The 9,719-nt window shown below is 71.5% G+C and carries 10 protein-coding genes; 9 read left to right on the top strand and 1 reads right to left on the bottom strand.

Annotation, left to right across the window (positions count from 1 at the left end; translation table 11 throughout):
• Nucleotides 1-110 precede the first annotated feature (110 nt).
• The 4 genes from ACRX5S_RS22285 to ACRX5S_RS22300 all read left to right on the top strand — a co-directional run bounded on the left by ACRX5S_RS22285 (nucleotide 111) and on the right by ACRX5S_RS22300 (nucleotide 4,063).
• Nucleotides 111-1,172, top strand: coding sequence for an agmatine deiminase family protein (locus ACRX5S_RS22285; protein WP_436774798.1), 1,062 nt, complete (start codon nucleotides 111-113; stop codon nucleotides 1,170-1,172).
• Nucleotides 1,173-1,280: 108 nt separating this feature from the next.
• Nucleotides 1,281-1,901, top strand: a complete 621-nt coding sequence (locus ACRX5S_RS22290; RefSeq protein ID WP_436774799.1) for a TetR/AcrR family transcriptional regulator — start codon at nucleotides 1,281-1,283, stop codon at nucleotides 1,899-1,901.
• A 187-nt stretch (nucleotides 1,902-2,088) separates the two neighbouring features.
• On the top strand, nucleotides 2,089-2,934 hold the full coding sequence (locus ACRX5S_RS22295) for a hypothetical protein (RefSeq protein WP_436774800.1): 846 nt from the start codon (nucleotides 2,089-2,091) through the stop codon (nucleotides 2,932-2,934).
• Nucleotides 2,935-3,088: 154 nt separating this feature from the next.
• Entirely contained in the window at nucleotides 3,089-4,063 is a 975-nt protein-coding gene (locus ACRX5S_RS22300; RefSeq protein ID WP_436774801.1) for a LysR family transcriptional regulator, read from the top strand.
• 45 nt (nucleotides 4,064-4,108) lie between these two features.
• Here ACRX5S_RS22300 and ACRX5S_RS22305 read toward each other — a convergent pair whose 3' ends face one another.
• Nucleotides 4,109-4,684, bottom strand: a complete 576-nt coding sequence (locus ACRX5S_RS22305) for a TetR/AcrR family transcriptional regulator (protein ID WP_436774802.1) — start codon at nucleotides 4,682-4,684, stop codon at nucleotides 4,109-4,111.
• 131 nt (nucleotides 4,685-4,815) lie between these two features.
• On the opposite strand from ACRX5S_RS22305, the gene ACRX5S_RS22310 reads away from it, so the two are divergent.
• The 5 genes from ACRX5S_RS22310 (at nucleotide 4,816) to ACRX5S_RS22330 (ending at nucleotide 9,686) form a co-directional block, all read left to right on the top strand.
• A complete protein-coding gene (locus tag ACRX5S_RS22310; protein WP_436774803.1) occupies nucleotides 4,816-5,388 on the top strand; it encodes a dihydrofolate reductase family protein in 573 nt (190 codons plus the stop codon).
• Nucleotides 5,389-5,676: 288 nt separating this feature from the next.
• On the top strand, nucleotides 5,677-6,768 hold the full coding sequence (locus tag ACRX5S_RS22315; RefSeq protein ID WP_436774804.1) for a hypothetical protein: 1,092 nt from the start codon (nucleotides 5,677-5,679) through the stop codon (nucleotides 6,766-6,768).
• A gap of 339 nt (nucleotides 6,769-7,107) precedes the next feature.
• Nucleotides 7,108-7,698, top strand: a complete 591-nt coding sequence (locus tag ACRX5S_RS22320; protein ID WP_436774805.1) for a 1,2-dihydroxy-3-keto-5-methylthiopentene dioxygenase — start codon at nucleotides 7,108-7,110, stop codon at nucleotides 7,696-7,698.
• The gene (gene mtnC, locus ACRX5S_RS22325) at nucleotides 7,695-8,447 is read left to right on the top strand and encodes an acireductone synthase (RefSeq protein WP_436774806.1); all 753 of its coding nucleotides are present in this window, start codon (nucleotides 7,695-7,697) and stop codon (nucleotides 8,445-8,447) included. The genes ACRX5S_RS22320 and mtnC overlap by 4 nt, the downstream gene beginning before the upstream one ends.
• Before the next feature lie 540 nt (nucleotides 8,448-8,987).
• Nucleotides 8,988-9,686 carry a hypothetical protein gene (locus ACRX5S_RS22330; protein ID WP_436774807.1) on the top strand — a complete coding sequence of 233 codons (699 nt, stop codon included), beginning with the start codon at nucleotides 8,988-8,990 and terminating at the stop codon, nucleotides 9,684-9,686.
• The last annotated feature ends 33 nt before the right edge of the window (nucleotides 9,687-9,719 follow it).

Raw genomic sequence — 9,719 nt, forward strand, 5'->3', positions numbered from 1 at the left:
CGGTGCCGGGTGGTGGCGTGGGCTTTGACAGCGCGTTTAGAACGCTGTTCAATTCGATATTTGAACGGCGTGCAAATCGCTACTCGTAAGGAACGTAAGGAACCTGCGCAATGACCATCACCCCGGCCGCCGACGGCTTCTCGATGCCCGCCGAATGGGTCGAGCACGAGCAGACCTGGATGGCGTGGCCCACGTCCAACGAGACCTTCGGAGACGGCGAGGCCGCGCGGGACGGCGAGGGCGATCTGCACGAGGCCCGCGTCGCGTGGGGCCGGGTCGCCGACACCATCGCGCGCTACGAGCCGGTCACCATGGTGGCCAACCTGGGCGAGTCGCAGACCGTCGCCCGCTATGTCGAACGTCCACTCACGATCGTCGAACGTGCGCTCGACGACGCCTGGATGCGCGACATCGGCCCCACCTTCCTGACCGACGGTGAAGGCGGCCTCGCCGCGGCCGACTGGGTGTTCAACGGCTGGGGCGCTCAGGAGTGGGCCTCGTGGGACCGCGACCGGCACATCGCCGAGCACGTCATCACGTTGTCCGGGGCCAAGCGGTACGCCTCCCGTATGGTCAACGAGGGCGGTGGCATCCACGTCGACGGCGAGGGCACCGTCCTCATCACCGAGACGGTGCAACTGGACGAGGGCCGCAACCCGGGCTGGACCAAGGCGCAGGTCGAGGACGAACTGCGCGCATACCTCGGCATCGACAAGGTCATCTGGCTGCCGCGCGGCCTCACCCGCGACTACGAGCGGTACGGCACGCGCGGCCACATCGACATCGTCGCCTCGTTCGCCCGCCCCGGCGTCGTGCTCTGCCACACGCAGCCCGACCCCGCGCACCCCGACCACGAGGTCGGCAAGGAGAACGCCGCGCTGCTGCGGGCCGCCACCGACGCGCGCGGCCGCCGCCTGGAGGTGGTCGAGATCCCGGCGCCGACCGTCCTCGCAGAGGAGGGCCACGGCTGGGTCGACTACAGCTACATCAACCACTACGTGGCGAACGGCGTGGTGGTGCTGTGCGGGTTCGACGACCCGCGCGACGCGGAGAACGCCGAGACGTTCGCGAAGCTCTTCCCCGGGCGCGCGATCGAACTGGTGGACGCCCGCGGCATCTTCGCGAACGGCGGCGGCGTCCACTGCATCACGCAGCAGCAGCCGCGCGTCTGACATCGCGTACGCTGACGCGGCCCCGCGGAGGGGACGGGGCCGCGCGGCGAGGGCGACGTCCGTGATCGCCGCCGCGTCCGCCCACGAGGAGACCGGAGAGGAGCCGCCGTGCCGACGACCGGACGCCGCGGCCGCAAACGCCTCGAACAGCCGCGCGAAGTCGTCCTGGAGGCCGCACTTGCGGCCATCGCCGAAGACGGCCTCGACGCGATGACCATGGCCGCGCTCGGCAAGCGCCTCGGCATCAGCGGCGGCCACATCCTCTACTACTTCGGCTCCAAGGACCGGCTCCTCGTCGAGACCCTGCGCTGGAGCGAGGAACGCCTGGGCGGGCGCCGCCGCGAGCTCCTCACCCGCCGAGCGCCCGCCGCCGAACGCCTCGCCGACTACATCCGCATCTACCTCCCCGAGGGCCGCGCCGATCCGCGCTGGACGATCTGGGTGGCGGTGTACGGGCGTTCGCTCGGCGATCCGGAAGTCCTCCAGGCCGGACACGACATCGAGCGCGTGTGGGCGGACGAATTCTCCGCCCTCCTCGCCGAAGGCGCCGCCACGGGGGAGTGGGAGCCGCTGGACGCCGCCGCGCGCGCCGACTTCACCGTCCGCCTGCACGGAATGCTCGATGGCTTCGCGTTGCAGATCGTGATCGGCGCGCCGGGTGTCGAGCGTACGGACCGGGTGGCGCACGCGCTGGCGTACGCTCGTTCCCAACTCGGGCTGCCCACCTGACAAATCCGGTCGAAATCCGGCAAATATCCAACGGATTGGGTCGATTAACCCGCTTCCTCCCGTATGTCGCCACACTATTCGGCGCATGTGGTGCACGGGGCGCATAGTGCGCGCCGTACCGAGCATGCTGTGCAAGAGGTGTGCAAGAGGGACGCGACGTCGTACGGGGTGATGCACCATCAGCCGGTTGATCAGCTCCGGGTTCGGGAGGGACCGGTCGCGCACCGCCTCGGAGTGGTGGCGCGACCCGAAGCGGCGTACCGGCGCGATCGCGCTCGCCGTCGTCCTCCTGATCCTCGCGGCGCTGATCGACCGGGGAAGCTGCTCCGACGACAACGCCGGCAAGGGCGGCAACGCGGCCCCGGCGGGCGCGTCCGGGCCCGCGGACGGCAGCCCGACCGCGGTGGGCGGAGCCGGCTCGCCGGGGGCCGCGGGACCGCAGGACCCCGGTCAGGCACCCGCGCCGCCCGAGAAGACCGGTTCCGAAGGCGGCGCGGGTACGGGCGGTGCCAAGGCCACCACGTCGGCCCCGTCCGCCCCGTCCCCGACCTCGTCGGGCGGCGTGCCGCAGGTTGTCGGGCTCGACCTCCAGAAGGCGCGCGACGCGGTCTGGTTCGCGGGCTACCACTTCATCAAGTCCCACGACGCCCTGGGTCGTGGGCGCATGCAACTGCTGCTGAGCAACTGGCAGGTCTGCGACCAGAACCCCGGCCCCGGCAAGATCGACAAGGACACCACCGTGCGGCTCGGAGTGGTCCGGAAGGACGAGGACTGCCCGACCACCCCGCTGCCCACCGCCAAGCCCTCCGCGCCGGACGGCATCATGCCGAACGTGCTGGGCCGCAGCGTCAACGTCGTACGCTCGGCGCTGCGCGACGAGGTCAAGGTCGATGCGGACGACCTCAAGAGCGGCCGGGCGATCATCGTCGAGAACCATTGGCAGGTCTGCACCCAGGACCCGGCCCCGGGGGCGCCGCTGCCCGAGGACAAGATCAGGCTGGGTGCGGTCAAGTTCGGCGAGAAGTGCCCGTGAGCGGTGGGGCCTGAGCCCCCGTTCCCGAGCCGCCCCGCGCACTCCCCGTACTCTCGCCGCGACGTGCCGTATGCCCCACCCCGCACCTCTGGCGTCCGACGCCCCGGCACGCGACGATGGCCGCCGAACAACCACGGCACGACGGAGTACGCGCATGGCCCAAGACGGCGGCACCACACCTCGCCTGACTGTGCATCAGTTGCGCCGCCTGGTCGCGGTCGCCGAACACGGCTCGATCTCGGCGGCCGCAGCCGCGCTCTACCTCGCCCAGCCCGCGCTGTCCAAGTCGCTGCTGGAGCTCGAACGCAGCGTCGGCACACGCCTGTTGGCGCGCACCAACCGGGGTACGGTGCTGTCGCCCGACGGGCGGCGGGCGGTCCGGCTGGCCCGTACGATCCTGGCGGACGTCCACGCGCTGGAGGCGCTGGCGCGCGAGGAACCGCCGGACGACTCCGGGGGCTCGGGGCCCGAGCCGCTGCGCATCGCGGCGACGCCGACGCTGGCCAACGACCTCGGCACACACCTGGTCCCGACGTTCGCGACGAGCCACCCGAACCTGCGGCTGCGGCTGATCCGTTCGGCCTCGCGCGACGCGCTGTTCGACGCGCTCCGCCGCGGGGAGGCGGACGCCGGAGTCGCCGCGCTGCCGGCGCCGGACGACCTGATAGCCGATCAGTTCGCGGTGCGCGAGGTCGTGCTGGTCTCACCCGCCGGGCTGGACCTGCCGGACACGCTCTCCCAGAAGCACCTGGACGGGCTCCCGCTCGTGCTCCCGCCCCCGGGGGCCGGCCGCCGCGACGACATCGACCGGGCGTTCCGGCACCTGGGCATCAAGCCGGTCGTGGCGATGGAGGCCGAGGAGCGTTCGGCCTGGGTGGCGTGCGTCCTCGCGGGGCTCGGATCGGTGTTCCTGTACCGGGACTTGGTCGAGCACCTGGGGTACGAGGGCACGGACGTACGCGGGTTCGAGCCGCCGGTGCGGGGCGCCGTGGCGCTGATCCGACGGCCGCGCGATCCGGCCGGTCCGGACACCGGGCCCGGCGCCGACGGGGACGGTCCCGACGAGCGGGTGGCCGCGTTCCTCGCACACGCCCGCGCGAACGGTCTGCGCCCGGCACCCGCGAGCTGACGGCGGACTCCGGGGCGGGGCCGAAGCGCCGCCCCGGGCAGGAGCTCACCCCTCCGGCACCACGCGGTCCACGATCCCGTCGACCAGCGCGTCCAGCGTGTCCGCCGCGACGGCGTCCGGCGTCGTCAGGTGTTCGACGATCAGGCCGAGCATCGCGAAGTACAGGACGCTGACCGTCGTCCGGTCGCCCGGCAGCCCGCTGTCGAGGTGGAAGCGGATGGCCTCCTCGTACTCGGGCCGCAGCATCGCGGTCAGCGCCTCGCGCATCTCGGGCCTGCGGGTGGCCTCCAGGCGGAGTTCGAGCAGGGCGATGTAGCCGGTGCGGTCGGCGGTCACGCGTCCCATCAGCTCGTGCATGAACCGTACGACGATCGCCTTCGACGGCGGCTCCTCAAGTGTGCGCGCGACCGCCTCGGGGTCGGGCCCGAGCCGGGCGTAGATGCGCGGGGCGATCTGGTTGAGCAGGTCGTCGCGCTTGCCGAAGTAGTTCGACGCGGTCCCGGTCGGGACGCCCGCCTGGACGTCGACCGCGCGGAAGGTCAGCCCGCGGGCGCCCTCGCGCGCCAGCACCTCGATCGCGGCGTCCAGCAGTGCCGCGCGCCTTTCCGGGTTCTGAGCCATCGGTCCTTCTCCTGTCCGGTGTTCCGATCTTCCCGCGAACACCTGCTTGCCAACCACTACACATGAAGTACTATAGACGTAGTGGTCCACGGATCGCACTGACTCTGTGCAGCAACTTCTCGAGGAGAACCATGCGAAAGCTCACGTACTACATCAGCCAGTCGATCGACGGCTTCATTGCCGCGCCCGACGGCGCGTTCGAACACCTCATGCCGTTCGTCGACCTGCACAAGTGGATCGTCGCCGAGTACCCGGAGACGCTGCCGACCTTCGCGCACGAGGCGATGGGCGTCGAAGGGCCGCCGCGGGTCTTCGACACCGTGATCATGGGGCGTGCGACGTACGAGCCGGGGGTCGAGGCCGGGCATGTCAGCCCGTACTCCCACCTTCGGCAGTACGTCGTGAGCAGCAGCCTTACGGAGAGCCCGTCGCCCGACGTCACGCTCGTCTCCGGCGACCCGGTGGAAGCCGTCCGCGCGCTCAAGGCCGAGGACGGGGACAAGGGCATTTGGCTCTGCGGCGGCGCGACCCTCGCGGGCGCGCTCTACGACGAGATCGACGAACTGGTCCTCAAGACCTACCCGGTCGTCTCTCGCTCCGGAATCCCTTTGTTCTACGGCGACTTCGAGCCGCGCCCGGTCACTCCCGGCGAGACCCTGCGCTTCCCGGACGGCGGTTCGGTCACGCGCTACACCCGGATGTGAACGCCGGGAACCGTACGCCCCCTTCCGGCGTCCAACGGCCACGGGCCGAGGCGCCGACGGCCGGACCACGGCGGCGAAGGGGGCGTACGCATGGACGAGCACGAGGTGAGCGGGGAGAGACGGCGGGACGGGGACTCGGACTCGGGGCCACCCTCGGAGGGATCCCGTCCCGACGCGTCGCCCACCGCCAACTCTCCTGCCAGCAGGCCGAGTTCACTGGAGAGTCCGCATCATCCGCACAGCCTGCGAGGTCGGCTCTCCAAGCGGGTCGCGGCGACAGCGGCCGCGTTGGTCCTCGTACTCGCGGGAACTGCGGGCGCGGTAGCGGTATTTGGCGCCGACGACGGCCGCGACAGCCGGGACTCGCTCAGCACGCCCGGCGGAAGCGGAACCTCCGCACAGAACACCGACACCCGCCGCAGTCCGACTCCCGACCCGCTGTTGGAACCCGGCCAAGGCCCGATGAGCCCCCGCGCCGAAATCGCCTGCCCCGCGCCCCTGGTGGGCGAACCCGTCCCCGGCCCGCTCGACCCGCGCGCAACCGCGGGGAATCCGCACACGCTGGCAAGCGGCGCGGTCGCCGTCCGCCTGTGCGAACCGCCGCCGCCGTTCACGCGGGGCGGTCCACCGGTCCTGCCCCGGCTCGGATCGCAGCCGACGACTCTCTACTACGACGTGGACCGCGTCGTACGCAAGGTCAACAGCTTCCCGGTGTCGGGCCCGGACGGACGGGGGCCGAATGTCCCGTGCCATTTGGACGCGCGCCCGTGGGTGACGCTTGAGGTCCAGTATCCCGACGGCGTGCGCGCGTCGGTGCCGATGAACCTGGGTGGCTGCGGCGTGATGGTGTTCTCCGACACGTCCCGGCACGGGGTGCGGATCATTGAGGACTTCCTGACGGCACTGCTGGAGGAGCAACGCATCGCCGATCCGCCGACGCCCGCTCCGCCCGCGCAGGCGTGCGAGCAGTCCCGTCCGGCGGGACACGTGGCCTTGCGTCGCGAGGCCCTGGGCAGGCAGGGTGACGTGATCCCGTACCCTGCGGCCCACCTTGTTGCGTGCCGGTACTCCGCGGCGCCGAACGGCACGTGGACGCTGCGCGGCAGCACCGACCTGGCGGCCGAGCGCGAGGAGATCCGCACCCTCGTGAACGCGGCCGCCCCCGTGGGCACCATGCCGCGGCTGGGTGCGGGGCCGTGCCCGTACCCGACGCAGGGGTTCACGCTGCTGCGCTTCGCGGACGCCGCCGGGGCGCAATATGAGGTGCTGGTGAACACGGGGGAGTGCGCGCGCATGTACATGCTGTTGAACACCCCCGCATACGGCGGGGAGTACGACGTCCCGGTGCCCCCGCACCTGTTGCGACGTATCGACGTCTGAACGGCTGCGCGGCCGCGCCGCCCCAGACCGGGAGGACCGAGCGGGCCGGACCCCCGCTTGGTCCTCCCTAATACGTTCGCCTCGCCGCCTCGCCGCCTCGCCGCCTCGCCGCCTCGCCGCCTCGCCGCCTCGCCGCCTCGCCGCCTCGCAGAGCGGCCGACCGGCGCACCCGCCCCTACCCCCCACTCTTGTTCCCCTCTCCCCGTGTCCGAAATGTGAACGGATCCCCACGCAGACTGGGTGTCCCCGACCGCCGGAGGTAGATTTGCCGGGGGTCCCGGCCCGTCCCGGCGCGGCCCCGCAGATGCACCGAGCTGTTGCGAGCAAGGAGAAGTCCCGATGTCCCTGCTGACCGTGTGGCCCGAGGCCGATCCCTCGGCTCCGCTGCTGCGTACCGCCGAGCCCGACGCGATCGCCGAGGCGCTCGCCCCGATCGGTGTGCGCTACGAGCGGTGGACGGCGGACCAGGAGCTGGTGCCCGGGGCCTCGCAGGAGCAGGTCGTCGAGGCGTACCGCACCGAGGTCGACCGCATCACCGCCGCCGAGGGCTACATCCTCGTCGACGTGATCCGGCTCCAGCCCTCGGACGACCCGGAGTGGCCCGCCAAGGCGGCCGCCGCGCGCGAGAAGTTCCTGTCCGAGCACACCCACGACGACGACGAGGTCCGCTTCTTCGTCGAGGGGGCCGGCATCTTCTACCTGCACGTGGACGGACGGGTGTTCGCAGTGCTCTGCGAGGCGGGCGACCTGCTGTCGGTGCCCAAGGGCATCACGCACTGGTTCGACATGGGGGCCGAGCCGTCCGTCGCGGCGATCCGCTTCTTCCACGACGAGGACGGCTGGGTGGGCGACTTCACGGGCGACCCGATCTCCTCGCGCTTCCCCGACTTCGACACCATCTGGGCCGGGTACACGGAGTCCGCCGCGTGACCGACCGTCACCTCCCGCGCCCCGCCTCGCTCGTCCCGCACCACGTGGTCGTCGACATCGAAGGCACCACCAGCGCAACCGGGTTCATCACCGAGCAGCTCTATCCCTACTCGCGCAAGCACTTCGCCCGCGTGCTGGACACGCGCGGCGAGGAGCCCGACGTGGCGCGCGCGGCCGACGCCGTACGCGAGTCGATCGGCGAACCGGACGCCGGAACCGCGCGCATCGTCGAAGCCCTCAACACGTGGCTGGACCGCGACGAGAAGGCGACCCCGCTCAAGACCCTCCAGGGCGTCATCTGGGCCGAGGGCTTCGAGTCCGGCGAACTCACGTCGCACTTCTACCCCGACGTGATCCCCGTCCTGCGCGCCTGGCACGAGGCCGGGCACACGTTGTACGTCTACTCCTCGGGCTCGGTGTCCGCCCAACTCGCGTGGTTCGGGCACTCGGAGGAGGGCTCGCTCCTGCCGCTGTTCTCGGGGCACTTCGACACCGAGAACGCGGGTCCGAAGAAGGTCGCGTCGTCGTACGAGGCCATCGCCGCGGCCGTCGGCGAACCGGAGCCCGGACGCTTCGTGTTCCTCTCCGACCTGGTCGACGAACTGGACGCCGCCCGCGCCGCCGGCTGGCACACCATCGGCGTCCGCCGCCCCGGCGAGCCGTACTACGACCGCGGCGTCGCCGGCCATCCCGAGACCGACTCCTTCGCCCGAGTCGACCTGACCGCCGACGAGCCGACCGTACGCTGACCCGTCCGTACACGGTCACCCCGCACCCACCGCGAACCGCACGGAACCACGGCACCCGCCACCGCGGGCCGTTCCGTGCGGTTCGCCGCCGTCTGCGCCCGAGTCCGACCCTGAGCACAGCCAACTGCCCGCCCTGGCACGTGACCTGCGCCACGGCGCCGGTACGCGTAGTACTACCGGGGGTCGTTCGTACTCTCCCCTGAGTACGACTGGGGGCTCTCCCGGAGTAGTAGCCAGGGTTGGATATCGACCTTGAGGGATGACGATTCGCCGACATTTACGCGAGAGACTTCCGGTGTGGAAGCGACCGGGGCGGCGGAAGAGCGGTGGGGCGGGGCGCGTGGCCTGTCTCACACAGGCGGATGTCACATCCGCGACGTCGATTCAGTCATATGTGTGGACGCGGCGATCGCGGGCGGGGCAGAACCTCCCGGGGATCCGCGCCGGGGCAGTTCCACCGCAGGCGTAGAGATGGGTCGCCGCGGACGCCGGGGCGCACGTGAGGCCTCCGCATCCGCCGTGGATCGGGAGGGGAAACCGATGGACCGCAACGCTGTCGCCGCGTTCATCCGCTTCGTCATCTGTGGCGGCGGCGTCGGTCTCCTGTCCAGCGGCGCCCTGATGCTCCTCACCGGCTCGATGGCGATCGCCGTGGCCAACGCGATCGTCACGGTCGTGTCCACGCTGCTTTGCAACGAACTCCACAGCCGGATCACCTTCCGCAAGGGCGCGGCGAGCATCCGTGTGCACCTGGAGTCCACCGGAACGGCGGTCGTCGCCTACCTGTTCACCACCACGGCGATGCTGGTCCTGGACGCGGTCACGCCGCACGCGGGAGCGTTCACCCAGCAGGTCGTCTACCTGTCCGCCTCCGGCCTCGCCGGCCTCGGCCGCTTCGTGGTGCTGCGCATGGTGGTCTTCGCCCGCAAGACGGACAAGGCGGCCGTCGCCGACCAGGCGGCGGTGGCCGGCACCGTGGCCGCGGCCCGCAAGGCCGCCGTCGCGGTGGCCAACACGGCCCGCCCGGCGGGTGCGGCGGTGGCGGGAACGGCCGTCGCGGCCCGCAAGGCGGCCGCCGCCGGCACGGCAGCGGTACTGGCCAACACCGCCCGCCCGTTCGCCAACATCGCGACCATCCGGAAGAACACCAAACGCCTTCCGGTCGCCGTGGGATCCCTCATGTCGGGCGGCACCCACGCGACCCTCCCGGCCCGGGACCAGTTGGTGGCGGCAGCCTGACCCCACCGACTCCGGGCCACCCAGCCGGGGGGG

This window comes from Yinghuangia sp. YIM S09857 (assembly GCF_051388915.1).
Lineage (GTDB): Bacteria > Actinomycetota > Actinomycetes > Streptomycetales > Streptomycetaceae > Yinghuangia.